Source organism: Corynebacterium minutissimum, from assembly GCF_000805675.1.
Classification (GTDB): Bacteria; Actinomycetota; Actinomycetes; order Mycobacteriales; family Mycobacteriaceae; genus Corynebacterium; species Corynebacterium minutissimum.
In genome coordinates this window covers 156,853-176,815 of sequence record NZ_JSEF01000006.1, presented here as the reverse complement: position 1 = coordinate 176,815, position 19,963 = coordinate 156,853, and the positions used below count along the sequence as shown (strand labels likewise).

Sequence of the window (19,963 nt, the reverse complement as noted above, 5' to 3'; positions counted from 1 at the left end):
CTTTCACCCCCCTACAACTTTCATACTGTAGAAAGGCAGGCACCGCATGGCTGGTAGAACGCGTACTGCGGATTCGCGCAAGCAGTATCTGCAGGCAGCCGGCCTCATCGCGCCAGCGCTCATTGCACTGGCCGTGGTGATTGGCTACCCCATCGTGCGAGCTGTCATGTTGTCCTTCCAAGGCAATAAGCGGCTCAACCCCACCACGGGCGTATTCGAGGAAGGCTCTTTTGCGGGCCTAGAGAACTACCTCTACTGGATTACCAACAGGTGCATGTCCGCTACGGGCCAGGCCGCCACGTGTCCCGATGGCGTTATTGCGACGGACTTCTGGCCGGCGGTGAAGATTACGCTTTTCTTCACCGTCGTGACCGTGGCTCTGGAAACCATCCTCGGCATGTTCATGGCGCTGGTAATGAATGGCGAGTATCGCGGCCGTGGCCTCGTTCGTGCTGCGGTGCTCATTCCGTGGGCTATTCCGACGGCAGTTACGGCAAAGCTGTGGCAGTTTATGTTCGCTCCGGATGGCATTATCAACTCGCTCATCGGTGAGCGCATCGCGTGGACCACGGACCCGTTTTACGCGCGCCTTGCGGTCATCATCGCAGACGTGTGGAAGACCGCACCATTTATGGCCCTGCTTATCTTGGCCGGCCTGCAGATGATTCCACGCGATGTGTACGACGCCGCCCGCGTCGACGGTGCCTCCCGTATCCAAACCTTCTTCACCATCACCCTGCCACTCGTGAAGCCGGCACTCATGGTGGCTATTCTCTTCCGCACGCTCGATGCACTGCGTATGTACGACCTGCCGGTCATCATGATCTCGGCGTCCTCCAACTCGCCCACTGCCACGATTTCCCAGCTGGTGGTCGAAGACATGCGCCAAGGAAACTTCAACTCCGCCTCCGCACTGTCCACGCTAATCTTCCTGCTCATCTTCACCGTGGCCTTCATCCTCGTGCGCTTCTTGGGCGCGGACGTCGGCGGTGTGGCACGTGACAAACGCACCAAGAAGGATAAGGAGCCCGCAGCATGAAAAAGTTCGGCCACTACCTCGGTATCCTCTTCATCATGTTCTGGGGCCTAGCCCCCTTCTACTGGATGGTTGTCACAGCACTTCGCGATAAAGCCCATACCTTTGACACCACCCCGTGGCCTACGCACGTAACCCTGGACAACTTCCGTGACGCTCTGGCCACGGATAAGGGCAACGACTTCCTCAATGCGTTGGGCAACTCCCTGATCATCTCCCTGGCCACGACCGCAGTGGCCGTACTCATCGGCGTGTTTACCGCTTATGCGCTGGCCCGCTATGACTTCCCTGGCAAGGGAATCGTCACGGGCATCATCCTGGCGGCCTCGATGTTCCCCGCCATCGCGCTCGTTACCCCGCTTTTCCAGCTTTTTGGCAACCTTGAGTGGATTGGCACCTACCGCGCGATGATCATTCCGAACATCTCCTTTGCGCTGCCGCTCACCGTCTACACCTTGCTGAGTTTCTTCCGCCAGCTGCCGTGGGAGTTAGAGGAAGCGGCGAGGGTCGATGGGGCGTCGCGAAGCCAGGCCTTCCGCCTCGTGCTCCTCCCCTTGGCCGCACCGGCACTGTTTACCACCGCCATCATCGCCTTCATCACGACCTGGAATGAGTTCATGCTGGCCAAGCAGCTATCCACCACCGGTACCGAGCCGGTGACCGTGGCCATCGCGCGCTTCTCTGGCCCCTCGGCCTTCGAGTACCCCTACGCCGCCACGATGGCAGCCGGCGCGCTGGTGACGATTCCGCTCATCATTATGGTGCTCATTTTCCAGCACCGTATCGTTGCCGGCCTCACCGCCGGAGGTGTCAAGGCGTAATGCGGCGCGCACTGCTGTGGGATACTGCGCTAGGCTTCGTCGGTTTCTTCGCCGCCCTAGCGCTCCTGCAGGCGGTTCTTAATCTTTTTCAGCCCTCCCCCGCCATCTGGCCGGGACTCCTCGCGGGCGCACTGTGCCTAGCGGAGTATCTGCTGTGGCGGGCTAAACGGAAGGATCTCCGATGACCTGGCACGATAACGCCATTTTCTACCAGGCCCTCGTGGGCTCGTACAAGGACACCCGCGGCGAAGGCGTTGGCACGCTGCGCGGAGTTATTGAAAAACTGGATTACCTCAAGTGGCTCGGTGTGGACTGCCTGTGGCTCTCCCCGTTCTATGCCTCCCCGTTGCGCGATGATGGCTATGACATCGCTGACTACTACTCCATCCACCCGGATTACGGCACCATGGAGGACTTTGACGAGCTCGTTGCCGAGCTTCACGCCCGCGGCATGCGCCTCATGACGGACCTGGCTTTCAACCACACCTCAACGGATCACCCGTGGTTCCAGGCCTCGCGCACCGATCCGGAAGGCCCCTATGGCGACTACTACGTGTGGGGCGATGATCCGCTGCGCTACCCGGAGATCCGCATCATCTTTACCGATACGGAAACCTCGAACTGGGCATGGGACCCGGAGCGCAAGCAGTACTACTTCCACCGTTTCTACTCGCACCAGCCAGACTTGAACTACGACAACCCGAAGGTCCACGAGGAAATCTTTAAGATCCTCTCCTTCTGGCTGGACAAAGGCGTGGATGCTTTCCGGCTCGATGCGATTGCATATCTCTATGAACGCGATGGCCTCGGCGGCGAGTCCCTCCCGGAGACCGTGGACTTCGTGGAGAAGATCCGTGCTTTCCTGGAAGAGAACTACCCAGAGGCTGTTATCCTCGCCGAGGCGAATCAGCCCCCGGAAGACACCATGGAGTTCTACGGCACGGGCAATCGCTTCCACATGGTGTTCAACTTCCCGGTCATGCCACGGTTGTATCAGGCGCTCGCGCTGGGCGACGCCACGCCGGTCTACGACATCATGGCGGAACTTCCCGAGCTTCCCCAGGGCTGCCAGTGGGGAACCTTCCTGCGCAACCATGATGAGCTGACACTGGAGATGGTCGACGAGGATCAACGCGCCGTCATGTACGAGCACTACTTGCCAGACGATCAGATGCGTGCCCACGTGGGCATCGCGCGACGCTTGGCACCCCTGTTGGGCAATGATTACCGCAAGATTGAGCTCTTCTACTCCTTGCTCATGACGCTGCCGGGTGCGCCTTTCCTGTATTACGGCGATGAGATTGGCATGAATGATGCCTCGGAGCTTCCGGACCGTGACGCCGTGCGTACTCCAATGCAGTGGGAACCTGGCGACGGCGCTGGTTTTACTTCCTCCTCCCGTCCACGTCGTCCGATTGTGGGTGGAGTAGGCGTGTCCGTGGCGGAACAGCTTGAGGATGAGGGCTCACTTCTTCACCGCCTGCGCGGACTCATCCAGCAGCGCAAGGCGCACCCAGAGTTGGGCACCGCACCTTTCGAGGCCGTGGAGACTGGTCACAAGGGCGTGCTGGGGTTCCAACGCGGGGGCTTGCTCTGCCTGCATAACTTCACCGACGAAGCAGTGGACCTGGGCCCCGTAGAGCTGGGCCCCTTTGGCTATGCCTGGCTTCCGGTCGAGGTCTAAAACGAGAACTGTGCCCTACCTCACCCCGCACGTCAGGTTACCCAAAAGTTAACTCAGGGTGAACAAAATGCGGACTTTTCCCCTCTATAGCTATATAGTTGGTTCCACCCAATGATGCGCACGGTCGCATCATCACTACAAGAGAATAGAGAGGTGGGAAAATGAATACCCTGAACGGATTCCTTTCCGCCATTACCAACACCGTCAAAAGCGCCACCAGAATCAACCTCGACCCCGTGCAGCCAGCACCCCTGGTAACACACATCGCCGAGGACCTGCTCAAGCACGACCTCATCCCAGCCACCCGCAACGACATCGAAGAGTCTTACGCCGTCCTCACGGGCAACTTCCCTAGCGAAGGTGACCTTGCCGAGGTGGAACTCTTCCTCCATAGCTTCGGCTGGCTCGCCTAGCCCCCTTCACATAACCCCGCCCCCACCACGGGCGGGGTTTTCCCATACGGCCACCCCCACACAGTGCACATTTCACGCCCACTAGACTGTGAAGATATGCCGTCAACCATCCAATCGCGAGGATTTACTCATATTTTTCACTACGGTTTACCTGCACAAACATGAATTGTGAGAGAAATCACCCACGCGCCGCTATACATTCCTATTCAAAACCTCTCTACACTGCCGAACATGACTATTTCCTCACATTTGTCAGAGCTGGACTCCCTCAGCGCCGACACCACCGCAGGCAAGATCGCTGAATTGAAGAGGCGTCGTGAAGCAGCGACCCAACCCATGGGCGAGAAAGCTCACGAAAAGGTCCACGCACAAGGCCGCCTCACCGCCCGCGAGCGTTTGGACTACCTCCTCGATGAAGGTTCCTTCGTGGAGACAGACATGCTCGCTGTGCACCGCACCACGGATTTCGGCATGGGTAAGAAGCGCCCGCTTACCGATGGCATTGTTACCGGCTGGGGGACCATCGACGGCCGCGAGGTCTGCATCTTCTCCCAAGACGGAACCGTCTTCGGCGGCGCGCTCGGCGAGGTCTATGGCGAGAAGATGATCAAGATCATGGAGCTGTCCATCACCACCGGCCGCCCGCTTATCGGCCTCTACGAGGGTGCCGGCGCCCGCATCCAAGACGGTGCTGTCTCCCTGGACTGGATTGCCAAGACCTTCTACCAGAACGTCATGGCCTCCGGCGTCGTCCCGCAGATCTCCGTCATCATGGGCGCTTGCGCCGGCGGCAATGCCTACTCCCCTGCCCTCACGGACTTCGTGGTCATGGTGGACAAGAAGTCCAAGATGTTCGTCACCGGCCCCGATGTCATCAAGACCGTCACTGGCGAGGAAGTCAGCCAGGAAGAACTCGGAGGCGCGGGCGTCCACATGCACAAGTCTGGCACCTCGCACTACACCGCGGCCAGCGATGAAGAAGCCTTGGACTGGGTCCATGATCTGCTGACCTATCTTCCCTCCAATAACCGGCAGCTGACCCCGGCAGAGCCCTACGAAGAACTGGGCGAAGAAACCGTCGACGACCTCGTGCTGGATAGCATCATCCCGGATTCCCCCAATCAGCCTTATGACGTCAAGGAGGTCATCGAGGCTCTCACCGATGACGGCGATTGCCTGGAGATCCAGGCCGACCGCGCCGATAACGTGGTCACCGCTTTCGGCCGCATCGAGGGCCGCACCGTCGGTTTCGTGGCCAACCAGCCCCAGGTCTTTGCCGGCTGCCTCGACATCGATTCTTCGGAGAAAGCCGCCCGCTTTGTGCGGACCTGCGATGCCTTCAATATTCCTATCATCATGCTCGTCGACGTCCCCGGTTTCCTCCCCGGCACCGATCAGGAACACGACGGCATCCTGCGCCGCGGCGCCAAGCTGCTCTACGCCTATGCCGAAGCCACCGTTCCCAAAATCACCGTCACCCTGCGCAAAGCCTACGGCGGCGCCTACTGCGTGATGGGTTCCAAGGGCCTTGGCGCTGACGTGAACTTGGCATGGCCCACTGCCCAGATTGCGGTGATGGGTGCCGCCGGCGCCGTCGGCTTCATTTACCGCAAGGAAATCAAGGCCGCCCACGAGAAGGGCCTCGACGTAGCTGAGCTCACCAAGTCTTTCGAGCGCGAATACGAGGACCACATGCTCAATCCGTATAAGGCAGCGGAGCGTGGGCTTATCGACGCCGTCATTCTCCCTTCCGAAACCCGCAGTACCATCGCCAAGAATCTGCGCTTCTTTGCCGATAAGAATGTCCCGCGCCCATCCCGCAAGCATGGCAACATTCCGCTGTAAACAGCACGCCTTAAAGCGCACGGCTGCGCTGTATTACACTAGTGTTTCATGACTGACTTGAAGACGACCGCTGGCAAGATCGAGGACCTGGGCGCCAAGCTCACCGAGTCCCGCGCGCCGCAGGGAGAGGTTCCCGCTGCCCGCAGCGCCATCGAAGCGCTCTTTGACGCCGGCTCCTTCGTGGAGACTGACGCGCTAGCACGCCACCGCTCCACCGACTTCGGCCGCGAGCACAACCGCCCCTACACCGACGGCGTCATCACTGGTTTCGGCACCGTCGATGGGCGCAAGGTCTGCGCTTATGCTCAGGACGCCTCGCTTTTCGACGGCACCATGGGCGAGGTTTACGGCGAAAAGGTCACCAAACTCTATGATTTGGCCATTAAGACCGGCGTGCCGATCGTCGCACTGGTCGCCGGTGATAAGCCGCGCGCTCAGGAAGGCATTATTTCTTCCGCCATGCAGGCGCGCATCCTCGCCCGCGCCACCACTGCGTCCGGCCTCATCCCGCAGGTCACCGCGGTCTACTCGGACTCGAAGGATGCCTCGCTTATCGCAGCTCTTTCCGATGTCGTCATTGCTCCCGACGGTGACCTGCAGGCGGAGGGCGAGCATGAGGTGGACGTCGCCAAGCGCGTGCTCTCCTACCTGCCCTCCAATAACCGTGCTGCTGCTCCCCGTGCCGAGGCCACCATCGTCTCCGGTTCGGTCGAGTCCAACATCAGCGATGCTGACCGAGAGCTCGATAGCCTCGTGGCCGACGATGGCACGGTGGACCTTGCCGACGTGGTCACCGCGACCTGCGAGGATGTCTTCGAACTTACCTCTCAGGTGCGCGGCGTTTTCACCGGTTTCGGCCGCATTGAGGGCCGCACGGTGGGCATCATCGCCAACCGCGACACCCTCGATGCCGCGGCCGCAGCCAAGGCAGCACGTTTTATCCGCCTGTGCGATGCCTTCAACACCCCCATCATCGAGTTCGTCGACTCCCCCGCCCTCGAGGTGGAGAAGGCCGCCTTGGCCAAGCTCGTGCATGCCTACTCCGCCGCCAGCGTGGGCAAGATTAGCGTCATCGTGCGCCGCGCCCACGGCACCGGCTACATCGCATTCGGTTCCAAGGACCTTGGCGCCGACCTGTCCTATGCGTGGCCAACAGCAGAGATTTCCGTAGCCGACGGCCCCGCGCTGGCCGCTGAGCTGGAGCTAAGTGAAGTCGACGCCGCCGATTACCTGACTCCCTACCAGGCGGCTGAGCGCGGCCTCGTCGATTCTGTTATTACCCCAGCAGCCACCCGCGGTTCCCTCATTGAGGGTCTGCGCCTGCTGGACCGCAAGATTGTCCCGACTCTGCCGAAGAAGCACGGCAATATCGTTTTGTAGAGGTATCCATGTCTGATTCCCTGTTTACCGTCCTGCGCGGCAACCCTACTGACGCCGAGGTCGCGGCACTGTCCACGGTGCTCACCCAGCTCGATTCTGAGGCGCGCGCCAAGGCCGCCGATACCCGCTCCGAGCGCAACCTGTGGGGCCAGCCGGGCGATGTGTTCAACCCGTCCGCATTCCGCAACGTCCGCTACTACTAAGCACATGCGCCTCGTCCTCGCCTCCCAGTCGCCGTCCCGCCTGTCCATCCTGCGCAGCGCCGGCGTGGAGCCGGTCATCGCCCCGGCCCACGTGGACGAGCGGGCTATCGAGGAGCGCCTGGCGGGTGCTGAGCCCGCGGAGATCGTCTGTGCCTTGGCTGCCGCGAAGGCGGAGGCCATTGCTGCCGACTATCCCGAGGACGTCGTGGTGGGCGGGGATTCCATGCTGCTTCTCGACGGCTCCCTCCAAGGCAAACCCCACACCCCCGAGGCCACCGTGGAGCGCTGGCATGCGCAGGCCGGGCGTACCGCGGAACTCATCACCGGGCATTGCGTGCTCCACGGCGATAAGCGCTTCGTCGAGGCCTCGCGCACGACGGTCCACTTTGCCGAAGCCAGCTCCGCAGATATTGAGGCCTATGCCCACACCGGCGAGCCACTCGAATGCGCCGGTGCCTTTACCCTGGAGGCCCTCGGCGGCTGGTTCATCGACCGCATTGAGGGCGATCCTTCCTCCGTTATCGGGCTTTCGCTGCCGGTGCTGCGTCGCGCGTTGTACTCCTTTGGGCTCAACGTTTCTGACTTCTGGGCTTAGCCCCGGTTTCAGGCGAATCCTTCTAGTTTCGGCCCCCTGTGGTGGTCGTGGCGCCACAGGGCTACAGTGGGGCGGCATGGAAATGAAAGACATGCTCGCACCAAAACCCATCAAGCTGCCTGCCGATCCGGGTGCTGACAGCACTTCCGATCTCACCGCGGGAATTGTCGCCCACCCGGATTCGCCACTGCTGTGGGCACTGCTGGCGGAGCAGGAACTAGACAAGCACAAGGACGCTGAGCCCACCGCCTTCATCACCGCCTACGCCTACGCGCGCACCGGCTACCACCGCAGCCTCGACCGCCTGCGCGGCAATGGTTGGAAGGGCTGGGGCCCTGTCCCCTTCTCCCACGAGCCCAACCAAGGCGTGCTGCGTGCCATCGCTGCTCTTGGCCACGCCGCGAAGGCTATCGGCGAGGACGCGGAGTATGACCGCATCCGCCAGATGCTCTCCGATGCCGACCCCGAGTGCGTCGCAACCTTGCTGGACTAATTACCTTTCCCACCCAGCGGTGCTTTCACTCCCTCAGCACCGTTTCCCCGCCCTACACATGGTTCTATTCAAACGGCTCGACTCAGAAGGCTTCCCTGGGGGCAAGTAAACCTTCTAGAGCACCGCAGATGGTTTGTTTGCCCCCAAGCAAACCATCTCACCTAAACCTTCTGACTGAAACCTTTTACGGCGACTGCGGTTCACCCTCGCCACGCGCCCTGTTAGCAGACAACATCCCCGCGGCCCTCACACATTCGAGGTCGCGGGGATTGCTGTTATCGGAGTGACTACCGTGCTAAGGATTTACTCCTTGTCATCGCTTTCTGCCTTGGCTACAAGCTCACTGGTGTTCTGCGCGGTACGGATGTTGGCCGCGAAGAACTCCAACACGAGGCGGATTTGGATGACGTAGAGGAGGAAGGAGATACCTCCGACGATGATGGCTCCCAACAGCGCAGCGAAACCGTTTCCAAAGCCGTTAGAGAATGAAACGAGAGCGCCGATTAGAGCGATTGCCCATAGGAAGGCACCGAAAGCCACGGCGAGAATGTAAATGACAGAAGCGAACTTCAGGGTAATGAAGTCCTTGAAGGAGAAATCAAACAGCGCGCTGAAGAAGCCAGAGCCCTTGCTAGAGGAACCAGCGGACTGATTGTTCTGCTGCGGCGCCGGGGCGGCGAACGGCGAGTTCTGGTCGCCGAAGCCCTGGTTCTGTGACTGCTCACCGAATCCATTGTTCTGTGCGGCAAAGCCCTGGTTCTGGTCCTGCTGGCCAAAGCCAGAGTTCTGGTCACCAAAGCCTTGGTTCTGCGGCTGCTCACCGAATCCGTTGTTCTGCGCGGCAAAGCCCTGCTGCTGGGAGAAGCCGCCGAAACCTGCGTTCTGGTTAGCGTGCTCGCCCTGTGAGGACTCAAAGGACTGTACTGCCTGGGAATCCTGAGAGGCTTGAGCGCCAAAGCCTTCCGTCTGCTGCTGGCCACCGAAGCCATAGCCCTGACCGAGGGCCGAAGAGCTACCGAAGCTTGCGTTCTGAGCGCCAAAGCTCTGGTTGGACGAGCCATAGTCAGCGGAGCGTGCAGAGTAGTCAGCGTTCGAGGAGTTGGCGGCACCGTCGGCATTGCTGGAGGAAGACTCCACACCGAAGCCCTGGGAAGAGCCATAGGAAGCGCCCTGAGCCGAACCATAGGACTCGGAAGCCGGTACAGCGGAACCGGAATCACCAAAAGACGCTCCTGCGTCGGAAGAAGCCGAGTCACGTGCTGCAGTCTCTGAGGCGAACGCAGAATCAGACGAAGCGGACGCCGAAGAGGAGGAAGACTCAGAGTACGAGGAGTCAGAATCCGCCGATGCGGCCGAATCAGCAGGCTTATTGGTCTGCGCAGGCTCATTGGTCTGCGCAGGCTCAGACGGAGTCTGGGAGTAATCGCCGTACCCAGCCTGTCCGCCCCAACCGAAGCCAGAGTTGGAGTTGGACGGAGCACCCGGGTAGCCCCAACCAGCAGCAGCATTGTCATTGCCGTAGCCACTGCCAAAGCCTTCACCGAAATCCTGCTGGGAATTGTCGGTGGCGGAACCGTTCTCTGCTGCGGCGGAGCCCTCAGCGGAATGGTCCGGCGCCGGATTGTTCGGGTTGAAATCAGAGCCAAAGCCGCTGCCGAAGCCGCTACCAAAACCCTGGTTGGAAGGATCGTTGTTGTCGCCGTTCTCGCCGAACTGGTTGGGGTTAGTCATCGCTCGGTTGTCCTTTCACAGAGAAAATCGCAGAGCAGTACACATTCGTGTAATTTTTACTTCTCCGAAGGTACCTGAGATCCGGCTCACTGGCAGCGCTCATTGGGGAACGCGCCCCACAACGCTGGAATCCACCCTAAGCCCCGAAACAGGAAAATCCCCCGCCGAAGGCGAGGGATTCACGGATGAACGCTTAGGCGTGCTTGGCCTCAACGCGCTTGATGGCTTCAGCGGCCACCTTCTCCTGGATGCCCATGTCGAGCTCCGAGGTAAAGCCCACGCAGGAGCAGTTGATTTCACCAAGGACGTAGGTGTCCTCGCCGTTCTCACCGTCTGCCAGCATGAAGTCTGCAGTCCAAATCAGCGGGATGTTGTCGCCACCGAGCTTTTCAGCGATGACCGGGCGGACCTCAGCGAACATGTCGACGAGCTCCTGCCACTCCTCCGGCTTCTGGTAGGTGTACTTAGCACCAGAGAACAGGGTGGCGGAGAAGGCGTCACCGCCCTCAGCCGGCTTCTTGTGCACCACGAAGACTGGGTCTGGGCCGACGAGGAGGATGCGGATCTCGCCTTCGACGATGCGTGGCATGAAGCGCATATCCACGAGCATGCCGTTGTCACCGATGATGTACTGGTCGCAGAAGTCCATAAATTCGCCGAGTTCGCGCTCCTCGGTGTGGTTGTCCACAGCCTCGGTGCACTTGATCTTGGTGTCGAGCGGCAGTGCGGTGCCCGGCTCGACGGACTCGGCCAGCTTTTCGTCAGCCAGGCGCACACGCCAGATGCCGGAGCCAGTGGAACCACGGTTCTGCTTGAGCACGCGCTCGCCGTAGGACAGGGAGGTCGGGAACGTGTTGTGGAAGGACTCGACGTCGTAGTAGGCAGCGGTGTCGGACGGCACAAGGTCGGTGTCGTTGAGCTTGACCAAGGCGTCCTTAGCACCGTAGGCCATCATCTCGTACGGCGTGGACATGCCAACCAGGCCGGCCTCAGACAGCTTGGTGAGCAGGTCGAAGTAGCCCTTCTCGCCGCCCGGAATGTTGCCGGGGTTGACGCGGGAAATGTAGGCATCGAAGTTCTCAGAGACGTACTCGAAGAGCTGCTCAGACCACTCGGGGCGGTAGAAAACTACCTCTGCGTGCCAGCCAGCATCCTTGATGCTGTCGACGATGGGCATGGTGTCCTTGCGGTGGCCGTTGATCTGCTTGTCGGATCCGCCCTCAACCTCGAAGACGACGATTGCCTTATGCACAGCGATTCCCTTTCGTTGGGTATTTATGTGGGGGTCACCTCTTAAAATAACCCAGGTTTGCGTCGCGCGCTGAACAAGCATTTTCCACTAAAAGGCGTGCTCATCCGCCCCGCAAAGCTCCTGACCAGCACTCTTGTTATAACCAGTGCCTGTGCCGTGGAAAATACCACTAGCTAAATGTATCCAACACCACAAAAGTTTCTCTTGAGTGACCACTTATGAGCGAAGCGCGCTAAGGTTGAGACGACCGTCCCCCTCGCAACGAGAAAGGTAGGTGGACCGTGGCCGAGTTCGACCCGAATCCCCCTTTCCAGGAGTACGCGCACCCCGAGCGTCTCGTTTCCGCCCCGTGGCTGTCCGCGCGTCTGGGCGTCAATGGCCTACGCGTCGTCGAAGTCGATGAGGATTCTCTCCTCTACGACATTGGCCACATCCCAACCGCCATCCGCATTAATTTCCAGACGGAACTGCTCGATAGCACCACGCGAGACATCATCAATGAGGAAGCTTTCGCCGAGCTTCTTCGCTCCAAGGGCATTGAGCGCGACGACACCGTCATCCTCTACGGCGATAAGTCCAACTGGTGGGCCGCCTTTGCCCTGTGGGTCTTCGAACTATACGGCCACCCGGACGTCCGGCTGCTCGACGGCGGACGTGACGCCTGGATGTCTGAAGAACGCGATACCTCTTTCATGGTGCCCGAGCCCACCACCTCCTCCTACCCCGAGGTCACCCGCGACGATTCCGCACGCGTCTTCGTTGACGAACTGCGCTCTTCAGAAGCCACGTTGGTAGACACTCGCAGCCCGGAGGAATTCTGCGGCGAGGCCACCCGCGAATCCGGCAATGGCGAGTCGCCTTACGGCACCACGATGACCTACGGCCACATCCCTGGTGCGGCAAACCTAGAATGGGATCGCGCGATCTACCCCAACGGTTGCTTCCGCGCGCTCAGCGAGCTCAAGGTCAACTACGGCGAACTCGAGCCAGCGACCGAGACCATCCTCTACTCCCACGTTGGCGCCCAGGCAGCCCACACGTGGTTTGTCCTTAAATACCTGCTTGGCTTCGACAACCCGCGCGTCTACGACGGTTCCTGGGCCGAGTGGGGCAACATGGTGCGTATGCCGGTTGAGCGCTAACAACACGCCGAAATGAACCCGCATCCTTACTGGTGCGGGTTTATTTTTTGACACGAAACCAAGATGTGACGGTATCCTCATGTTTTGGTGTGCAAGAATAGTACGCAGTCCTATCAGAAATCATGGAGGAGGGTTCCTGCCGTGGCAGTTGAAACCAAGAACATCACCAAGGTCCTCGTGGCCAACCGCGGTGAGATTGCGGTCCGCATTATTCGTGCGGCTCGTGACGCGGGAATTGCATCCGTAGCCGTCTATGCAGAGCCTGACGCCGATGCCCCATTCGTCACGCTTGCCGACGAAGCCTTTGCCCTCGGCGGCCAGAACTCCGCAGAGTCGTACCTCGACTTCAGCAAGCTTCTCGACGCCGCCACCAAATCCGGCGCCGACGCCATCCACCCCGGCTATGGCTTCCTCTCCGAAAACGCCGACTTTGCCCAGGCCGTCATCGATGCCGGCCTGACCTGGATTGGCCCATCGCCAAAGTCCATTGCGGAGTTGGGCGACAAGGTCACCGCCCGTCACATTGCCGAGCGCGCCGACGCCCCTATGGCCCCGGGCACCAAGGACCCCGTTGCCAGCGCGGAGGAGGTCGAGGCCTTCGCTGATGAGCACGGCCTCCCCGTTGCCATCAAGGCCGCCTTCGGCGGCGGTGGTCGCGGCATGAAGGTCGCGCACACCCGCGAGGAGATCAAGGACCTCTACGAGTCCGCCACGCGCGAGGCCGTCACCGCTTTCGGCCGTGGTGAGTGCTTTGTCGAGCGCTACCTGGATAAGGCCCGCCACGTCGAGGCTCAGGTCCTCGCCGACCAGCACGGCAATGTCGTCGTCATGGGCACCCGCGACTGCTCCCTGCAGCGCCGCTTCCAGAAGCTCGTCGAGGAAGCCCCTGCCCCCTTCCTCACCGATGAGCAGCGCGCTTCCATCCACGAATCGGCCAAGCGCATCTGCCGCGAGGCCGGCTACTACGGCGCCGGCACCGTGGAATACCTGGTCGGCGCCGATGGCCTCATCTCCTTCCTTGAGGTCAACACGCGCCTCCAGGTGGAGCACCCCGTTACCGAGGAAACCACTGGCTTCGACCTGGTGCGCGAGCAGTTCCGCATCGCGGAGGGCCGTGAGCTCTCCATCTCCGAGGACCCGGCTCCGCACGGCCACGCCATCGAATTCCGCATCAATGGCGAGGACGCCGCCGCGGGCTTCATGCCGGCCCCCGGAACCGTCGCCACTTACTCCGAGCCTTCCGGCCCGGGCGTGCGCATGGACTCCGGCGTGCGCGAAGGTTCCGTCATTGGTGGCCAGTTCGATTCCATGCTGGCCAAGCTCATCGTCTGGGGCCCGGACCGCGCGACTGCCATTGCGCGTGCCCGCCGCGCCCTGTCTGAGTATCGTATCGAGGGCCTGCCCACGGTTATCCCCTTCCACCAGGCAATCCTCACCGATCCTGCCTTCACCGCCGAGGACGGCAACTTCACGGTCTACACCAAGTGGATCGAGGAAGAGTGGGTCAACGAGCTGCCCGAGTACACCGACACCGCTGACGTTACCGAGGACGACGAACAGGATGCCTCCCAGAAGTTCGTCGTCGAGGTCGGCGGCCGCCGCATCGAGGTGGCCCTGCCGGGCAACCTGCTCTTGGGCGGGGGCAACAAGCGCAAGAAGTCGAAGAAGCGTCGCGGGAAGGGCGCGGCGGCAAACGTGTCCGGCGACGCCGTGACCGCGCCGATGCAGGGCAGCGTCATCAAGGTCGCCGTCGAAGAGGGCCAGGAAGTCGAAGAAGGTGAGGTCGTCGTGGTGCTCGAGGCCATGAAGATGGAGAACCCTGTCAAGGCCCATAAGTCCGGCACCGTGACCGACCTCAAGGTATCCACCGGCACGCAGATCAACAAGGGCGAACCGATTCTGGAGATCAAGTAGCCTCGGAAGGCATGAGCGTTAACGATTCTGAGTTCGGCGTACGGTTGGCCAAGGAGCACGACCGTACCTACCTCTCCCGTCTCCTTTTCCTCGCCGATGTCCTCGGTGACGAGGACGCCCATATCGGGGATTTCCACACGCCTGACGTGGGAATGTACGTCGATGAATGGTCTCCCCATGTCGACGGCGGCGTCATCGCCATTTCCAGCCACCGCGTCCCCGTCGGCGGTGCGTGGCTGCGCTATTACACCACTGAAGCGAAGGGAGCTGCCTACACCGGCAATCCGGAGGCCGATCCTTTTGATGAGTCTCAGTGGGCCACGGACCTGGATCCGGAGGAAATCCCCGAGCTTTTCCTCGCTGTGGAATCCCGCTACAGGGGCTTAGGCGCTGGACGACGCCTCCTGCACAACACCTGCGACCTCGCCGAGGCACAGGAGGCGCCCGCCGTATCGCTGTGGATTGAGCCGGAGAACACCAGCGCTCGCAAGCTGTATGAATCCGAAGGTTTCGTCGACATCGATGTCCCGGGCCGCCCGGATGCCCACGTGATGCTCAAGCGTTTCTAGCAGCACAAGTCCGCAAAGGGTGTCGACTATACTCGACACTTTCTCGTTTTTTCCTAGAAGTGTCGACTATACTCGACGCCATGGCTGACCTCATTCCTCGCCCAAACTATCTTGCACAATTGCACGCGATCGAGGATCGCGACCTTGTGCGTATAGTCACGGGTGTGCGTCGCTGCGGAAAGTCCGCATTGCTTTCCTTATATCGACAGGATCTCCTCAACTCGGGAGTGCCTGCTGAGGACATTCTCGTCATTAATTTTGAGGACGCACGTAATGATCGGCTCCGTGAGCCGCATGCCTTTCACACTTTCGTCGAAGAAGCCCTAGACCAAGGGCTTCGCTATCTCCATGTCGACGAAGTGCAAGAGCTCGAAGACTGGGCACGAATCATTAACTCGCTAAGACTCAATGATGAGCTCGAAATCACTCTCACTGGTTCGAATGCCTCGATGTTTGCTGGCGAATCCCTTACATATCTTGCCGGCCGCTACATAGAGCTTCGAATGCTCCCCTTGTCATTAAGCGAGTTCACTGCCTTCACCCATCGTGAAAAGTCATCGCCAACGATCCCGACTGCCGAAGACTTTTCGGCGTGGATGCGAATCGGCGGGTTCCCTGCAAGTGTGTTGGCAAACGATGTCGGAGTTGCCTCAGATTTCAATCGTGCGCTTTTCGACTCGATTTTTACCCGAGACATCGCTCTTCGTGGCCAAATCCGTGATACATCAACGTTCCTACGGCTTGCTCAATTCATCTTCGATAATTCTGGTTCAGAACTATCCACCCGCCGAATCCGCGGAGTTCTTAAAGCAGATGGATACGCTAGCTCCTCTGAAACCATCGACCGCTACCTCGAGTTGATGGAGGACGCCCACCTGCTATACCGCTGTCGTAGCCGTGATACGAAGGGAAAACAATGGCTGCGAAGCAACGGTAAGTACTACTTCGTGGATCCAGGATTACGTAATGCCGTACTTGGTTCCCGAGATTTCAACCTAGGCCACGACCTTGAGAATATGGTGTTTCTCGAGCTTCTTCGCAGAGACTATGAGGTGTCCACTGGCTCAGTCCCAGACGGGGAAATAGATTTCATCGCAACTCGTGGGGATGACACCTTTTACGTGCAGGTAGCTTACGCCACCTCAGAACCATCTACTCTGGAACGCGAAATAGCCCCGTTCGCGCATACCCCGGCTGGCTCACGCTGCATACTCATCACACTAGACCGATTTCCACCGCCGACAGGCCACGTCCAGTGGGTCGATGGCCTTGCGTTCCTGGCCGGACAAGACCTAGCCCCTTAAATACAGAAAGTAAACCCTCCTGCTTGGATGTTCTATCTAAGCAGGAGGGATTAGCGGCTTTTCTAGTTGATGACGGCGATGAGGTCGCCGCCCTCAACCTTGGTGGCGGCGCCGATGGCGACGCGCTCGATGGTGCCATCCTTGGTGGCGGAGATGGAGGCTTCCATCTTCATGGCCTCGATGACGGCGATCTGGTCGCCGGCCTTGACCTCGTCGCCCGGCTTGGCGGTCGGGTTGACCACGCCAGCGAACGGTGCGGCCACGTGGCCATCGTTGGACGGGTCAGCCTTCTCCACGGTGGCGACGGTGGACTCGACGTTGTTGTCGCGCACCTTGAGCGGGCGGATCTGGCCGTTGACGTTGAGAACTACGTTGCGGATGCCCTTCTCGTCCGGCTCGCCCATAGCGTCAAGACGCAAGGTGATGGGCTTGAGATCCGCGCGGTCGTTGGACCCCTCTGGGAAGTGGTGAACAATGTAGTCCTTGCCCTCTTCCAGCCCGTAGAAGAAAACGGTATCCGTGAGCGCCTCGGTGTTACCGTACGTGCGGCGGAACTCGTTGAACTCCTCAAACTGCTTCGGGAAGAGCAGGCGATTCAGGCTGTCACGCCGCTCAGTAGAATCATCCGAAACCAGGTGTGCCTTCTCTTCTTCCGGAACTGGCTTCACGGTAACGTCGCCAGGCGCGCGGCCTTCAAGGACCTTGTCACGCAGCGGCGGCCAGCCACCTGGAGGCGTACCGAGCTCACCGCGTAGGAAGGCGATGACGGAATCTGGGATGTCGTACTTGGTGGGGTTGGCCTCGAAATCGGCCGGATCCACACCAGCGCCCACGAGGTGCAGGGCGAGGTCACCGACCACCTTGGAGGACGGGGTCACCTTGGTCGGGCGGCCGAGCATCTCGTTCACTGCCGCGTAGGTGTCCTCAATGATTTCGAAGCGATCCTCCAACCCCAGCGCGGTAGCCTGCGCGCGCAGGTTGGACAGCTGGCCACCTGGAATCTCGTGGCGGTATACGCGGCCGGTCGGTCCAGGAATGCCCTTCTCAAACGGGTGGTAGAGCTGGCGCACTGCCTCCCAGTACGGCTCCAGGTCGGAGACTGCCTTGAGGGAGATACCAGTATCGCGCGAGGAGTTGGAGAACGCCGCGATGATGGCGGACAGCGAAGGCTGGGAGGTGGTACCCGCCAGCGGTGCGGAGGCACCATCCACGATGTCCGCGCCGGAAAGCGCTGCCGCGTAGTAGGTGGCCAGTTGGCCGCCTGCGGTATCGTGCGTGTGGACGTGAACCGGCAGGTCGAACTCCTTGCGCAGAGCCATAACCAGCTTGGATGCAGACTCCGGACGCAGCAGACCCGCCATGTCCTTAATAGCCAGGACGTGAGCACCGGTGTTGACAATCTCCTCGGCCAGCTTGAGGTAGTAATCCAGCGTGTAGAGCTTCTCATCCGGGGAGCACATGTCGCCGGAGTAGGCCATGGCGACCTCAGCCACGGTGGTGTTGGTCTCCAGGACGGCGTCGATAGCCGGGCGCATCTGGGTGACATCGTTCAGCGCGTCGAAGATACGGAAGACATCCACGCCGGACTTGGCTGCCTCCTGCACGAAGCCGTTGCACACATCGTTGGAGTACGGCGAGTAACCCACGGTGTTACGGCCGCGCAGCAGCATCTGGATGTTCTGGTTCGGCATAGCCTCACGCAGCAGGTCCAAGCGGACCCACGGGTCCTCCTTGAGGAAGCGCATGGCCACGTCGTAGGTGGCACCGCCCCATGCCTCCACGGAGTACAGTTCCGGGGTCATGCGGGCTACGGCCTCAGCGGCGGTAACCAGCGCGGTACCGCGCACGCGGGTAGCCAGCAGGGACTGGTGGGCATCACGGAAGGTGGTATCGGTGACCGCCAGGGCGTCCTGCTTGCGGATCTTTTCTGCCCACTTCTTCGGGCCGAGCTCCAGCAGATCATCGCGGGAACCGCGCGGCAGCTCAGAGTTAAAGTCCAGATCCGGCAGCTTATCGAAAGGACGCAGGATGGTCGGGCGCTCGCCGTTCGGCTTGTTAACGGTCACGTCCGCGATGTAGTCGATGATGCGACCAGACTCGTCCACAGCCGGCGGGGCCTTGAGCAAATCCGGGTGCTCCGGAATGAAGCTGGTGTCCACACGAGTGTTGACGAAGTCCGGCTCACGCAGCAGGGCCCGCAGGAAGCCGATGTTGGTGGCCACTCCGGCCACGGTGAACTCGTTGAGTGCACGCTGGGCGCGGGATACCGCCTGCTCGAAGGTGGCACCACGGCAGGTCATCTTCACCAGCAGCGAGTCGAAATTCGGAGAAATCTCCGCGCCGACGGCCGTTGCACCGTCGAGACGCACGCCCGCACCGCCCGGCGAACGGTACTGGGTCAGCGTACCGGTATCCGGACGGAAACCGTTGGAAGGATCCTCAGTAGTGATACGACACTGCAGGGCCGCACCGTTGATGTGGATGTCTTCCTGCTTGAGGCCCAACTCCTCCAGGGAGAAGCCCGCGGCAATCTGCATCTGGGACTTCACGATGTCCACGCCCGTGACCTCCTCGGTCACGGTGTGCTCCACCTGCACACGCGGGTTCATCTCGATGAAGACGTGATTGCCCTTTTCATCGACGAGGAACTCAACAGTACCGGCGCCTTCGTAGTTGATGTGCTCACAGAACTTCACGGCGTCCGCGCAGATACGGTCACGCAGCTCCGAGTCCAGCGTCGGGGCCGGGGCAATCTCCACGACCTTCTGGTGGCGGCGCTGCACGGAGCAGTCACGCTCATACAGGTGCATGACGTTGCCCTGGGAGTCAGCCAGAATCTGCACCTCAATGTGCTGCGGGCGAATCACCGCGGTCTCAAGGTAGACGTTGCCATCACCGAAAGCGGCCTCCGCCTCGCGGGAAGCCTCCGCACACTTGGTCTTCAGCTCCGCCTCGTTCTCAATGAAGCGCATACCGCGGCCGCCACCGCCAGCAACTGCCTTTACGAAGACGGGGAACTCGAAGTCCTTGGAGTATTCCGCCAGCTCGTCGACGTCCGTCGAGGGCTTCGAGTCCTTCAGAGTCGGCAGACCCGCCTCCTCGGCCGCAGCCACAGCGGCAGCCTTGTCACCGGTCAGGTCCAGGGTCTCAGCGGTGGGGCCAATGAACTTAATGCCGTTGTCGCGGCATGCGCGGGCCAGATCCGCACGCTCAGAGAGGAAGCCATAGCCTGGGTAAATGGCATCCGCACCGGACTTCTTAGCGGCGCGAATCACCTCATTGATGTCCAGGTAAGCCTTGACCGGCTGGCCTTCGGTACCGATGCGCACTGCCTCATTAGCGAACGCGCGGTGGAAGGAGTTGCGGTCTTCCTTGGGGTAAATGGCGACCGTCTTGGCACCAACCTCGAAGGCCGCACGGAAAGCACGCACGGCAATTTCGCCGCGGTTTGCCACCAAGACCTTGGAGAAGGATTTGTGGGCGGTATCAGACACTGGGAGTAATCCTTTCAGATAAGCACGATACAGATCTCAGAGTAGTGCCCTTCGTACTCACGTGAGGCGAAATTCGACATATAGGTC

General features: G+C 60.6%; 17 protein-coding genes. 14 read left to right on the top strand and 3 right to left on the bottom strand.

Features of this window, described 5'->3' with window-relative positions; genetic code table 11:
- Window positions 1-46 precede the first annotated feature (46 nt).
- From NX84_RS03935 to NX84_RS03890, 10 genes are all read left to right on the top strand, one after another.
- Window positions 47-1,039: a carbohydrate ABC transporter permease gene (locus NX84_RS03935; RefSeq protein WP_039673999.1), complete on the top strand. Its 993-nt coding sequence runs from the start codon at window positions 47-49 to the stop codon at window positions 1,037-1,039.
- Window positions 1,036-1,857: a carbohydrate ABC transporter permease gene (locus NX84_RS03930; RefSeq protein WP_039673997.1), complete on the top strand. Its 822-nt coding sequence runs from the start codon at window positions 1,036-1,038 to the stop codon at window positions 1,855-1,857. The genes NX84_RS03935 and NX84_RS03930 overlap by 4 nt, the downstream gene beginning before the upstream one ends.
- A complete protein-coding gene (locus NX84_RS13115) occupies window positions 1,857-2,042 on the top strand; it encodes a hypothetical protein (protein ID WP_039673994.1) in 186 nt (61 codons plus the stop codon). Before NX84_RS03930 ends, NX84_RS13115 begins: the two co-directional genes overlap by 1 nt.
- A complete protein-coding gene (locus NX84_RS03920; RefSeq protein WP_039673992.1) occupies window positions 2,039-3,541 on the top strand; it encodes an alpha-amylase family protein in 1,503 nt (500 codons plus the stop codon). Before NX84_RS13115 ends, NX84_RS03920 begins: the two co-directional genes overlap by 4 nt.
- Before the next feature lie 161 nt (window positions 3,542-3,702).
- A complete protein-coding gene (locus NX84_RS03915; RefSeq protein WP_039673990.1) occupies window positions 3,703-3,954 on the top strand; it encodes a hypothetical protein in 252 nt (83 codons plus the stop codon).
- A 231-nt stretch (window positions 3,955-4,185) separates the two neighbouring features.
- On the top strand, window positions 4,186-5,799 hold the full coding sequence (locus NX84_RS03910) for an acyl-CoA carboxylase subunit beta (protein WP_039673988.1): 1,614 nt from the start codon (window positions 4,186-4,188) through the stop codon (window positions 5,797-5,799).
- 48 nt (window positions 5,800-5,847) lie between these two features.
- Window positions 5,848-7,179, top strand: a complete 1,332-nt coding sequence (locus NX84_RS03905; protein ID WP_039673986.1) for a carboxyl transferase domain-containing protein — start codon at window positions 5,848-5,850, stop codon at window positions 7,177-7,179.
- Window positions 7,180-7,187: 8 nt separating this feature from the next.
- Entirely contained in the window at window positions 7,188-7,382 is a 195-nt protein-coding gene (locus tag NX84_RS03900; protein ID WP_039673984.1) for an acyl-CoA carboxylase subunit epsilon, read from the top strand.
- A gap of 4 nt (window positions 7,383-7,386) precedes the next feature.
- Window positions 7,387-7,977: a Maf family protein gene (locus tag NX84_RS03895; protein WP_039673982.1), complete on the top strand. Its 591-nt coding sequence runs from the start codon at window positions 7,387-7,389 to the stop codon at window positions 7,975-7,977.
- 76 nt (window positions 7,978-8,053) lie between these two features.
- The gene (locus tag NX84_RS03890; protein WP_039673980.1) at window positions 8,054-8,470 is read left to right on the top strand and encodes a DUF3151 domain-containing protein; all 417 of its coding nucleotides are present in this window, start codon (window positions 8,054-8,056) and stop codon (window positions 8,468-8,470) included.
- A gap of 303 nt (window positions 8,471-8,773) precedes the next feature.
- On the opposite strand, the gene NX84_RS03885 is transcribed toward NX84_RS03890, so the two are convergent.
- A complete protein-coding gene (locus NX84_RS03885) occupies window positions 8,774-10,201 on the bottom strand; it encodes a DUF4282 domain-containing protein (RefSeq protein ID WP_039673978.1) in 1,428 nt (475 codons plus the stop codon).
- Between the two features lie 193 nt (window positions 10,202-10,394).
- Window positions 10,395-11,453, bottom strand: coding sequence for a Cj0069 family protein (locus tag NX84_RS03880; protein WP_039673975.1), 1,059 nt, complete (start codon window positions 11,451-11,453; stop codon window positions 10,395-10,397).
- 281 nt (window positions 11,454-11,734) lie between these two features.
- Here NX84_RS03880 and NX84_RS03875 point away from each other — a divergent pair, with 281 nt between their 5' ends.
- From NX84_RS03875 to NX84_RS03860, 4 genes are all read left to right on the top strand, one after another.
- Complete coding sequence (locus tag NX84_RS03875; protein WP_039673973.1) at window positions 11,735-12,595, top strand: sulfurtransferase; 861 nt, start codon at window positions 11,735-11,737, stop codon at window positions 12,593-12,595.
- Between the two features lie 141 nt (window positions 12,596-12,736).
- Window positions 12,737-14,509 carry an ATP-binding protein gene (locus NX84_RS03870; protein WP_039673971.1) on the top strand — a complete coding sequence of 591 codons (1,773 nt, stop codon included), beginning with the start codon at window positions 12,737-12,739 and terminating at the stop codon, window positions 14,507-14,509.
- An 11-nt stretch (window positions 14,510-14,520) separates the two neighbouring features.
- Window positions 14,521-15,078, top strand: a complete 558-nt coding sequence (locus NX84_RS03865) for a GNAT family N-acetyltransferase (protein ID WP_039673969.1) — start codon at window positions 14,521-14,523, stop codon at window positions 15,076-15,078.
- A gap of 80 nt (window positions 15,079-15,158) precedes the next feature.
- Window positions 15,159-16,382, top strand: coding sequence for an ATP-binding protein (locus NX84_RS03860; protein WP_052319651.1), 1,224 nt, complete (start codon window positions 15,159-15,161; stop codon window positions 16,380-16,382).
- A gap of 62 nt (window positions 16,383-16,444) precedes the next feature.
- Here the strand turns inward: NX84_RS03860 and NX84_RS03855 are convergent, their stop codons facing one another.
- Entirely contained in the window at window positions 16,445-19,876 is a 3,432-nt protein-coding gene (locus NX84_RS03855; RefSeq protein ID WP_039673967.1) for a pyruvate carboxylase, read from the bottom strand.
- Between the last annotated feature and the right edge of the window lie 87 nt (window positions 19,877-19,963).

Coding starts and splice junctions, on each gene's coding strand:
- NX84_RS03935 (WP_039673999.1), top strand. CDS start 47: ATGGCTGGTAGAACGCGTACTGCGGATTCGCGCAAGCAGTATCTGCAG.
- NX84_RS03930 (WP_039673997.1), top strand. CDS start 1,036: ATGAAAAAGTTCGGCCACTACCTCGGTATCCTCTTCATCATGTTCTGG.
- NX84_RS13115 (WP_039673994.1), top strand. CDS start 1,857: ATGCGGCGCGCACTGCTGTGGGATACTGCGCTAGGCTTCGTCGGTTTC.
- NX84_RS03920 (WP_039673992.1), top strand. CDS start 2,039: ATGACCTGGCACGATAACGCCATTTTCTACCAGGCCCTCGTGGGCTCG.
- NX84_RS03915 (WP_039673990.1), top strand. CDS start 3,703: ATGAATACCCTGAACGGATTCCTTTCCGCCATTACCAACACCGTCAAA.
- NX84_RS03910 (WP_039673988.1), top strand. CDS start 4,186: ATGACTATTTCCTCACATTTGTCAGAGCTGGACTCCCTCAGCGCCGAC.
- NX84_RS03905 (WP_039673986.1), top strand. CDS start 5,848: ATGACTGACTTGAAGACGACCGCTGGCAAGATCGAGGACCTGGGCGCC.
- NX84_RS03900 (WP_039673984.1), top strand. CDS start 7,188: ATGTCTGATTCCCTGTTTACCGTCCTGCGCGGCAACCCTACTGACGCC.
- NX84_RS03895 (WP_039673982.1), top strand. CDS start 7,387: ATGCGCCTCGTCCTCGCCTCCCAGTCGCCGTCCCGCCTGTCCATCCTG.
- NX84_RS03890 (WP_039673980.1), top strand. CDS start 8,054: ATGGAAATGAAAGACATGCTCGCACCAAAACCCATCAAGCTGCCTGCC.
- NX84_RS03885 (WP_039673978.1), bottom strand. CDS start 10,201: ATGACTAACCCCAACCAGTTCGGCGAGAACGGCGACAACAACGATCCT.
- NX84_RS03865 (WP_039673969.1), top strand. CDS start 14,521: ATGAGCGTTAACGATTCTGAGTTCGGCGTACGGTTGGCCAAGGAGCAC.
- NX84_RS03860 (WP_052319651.1), top strand. CDS start 15,159: ATGGCTGACCTCATTCCTCGCCCAAACTATCTTGCACAATTGCACGCG.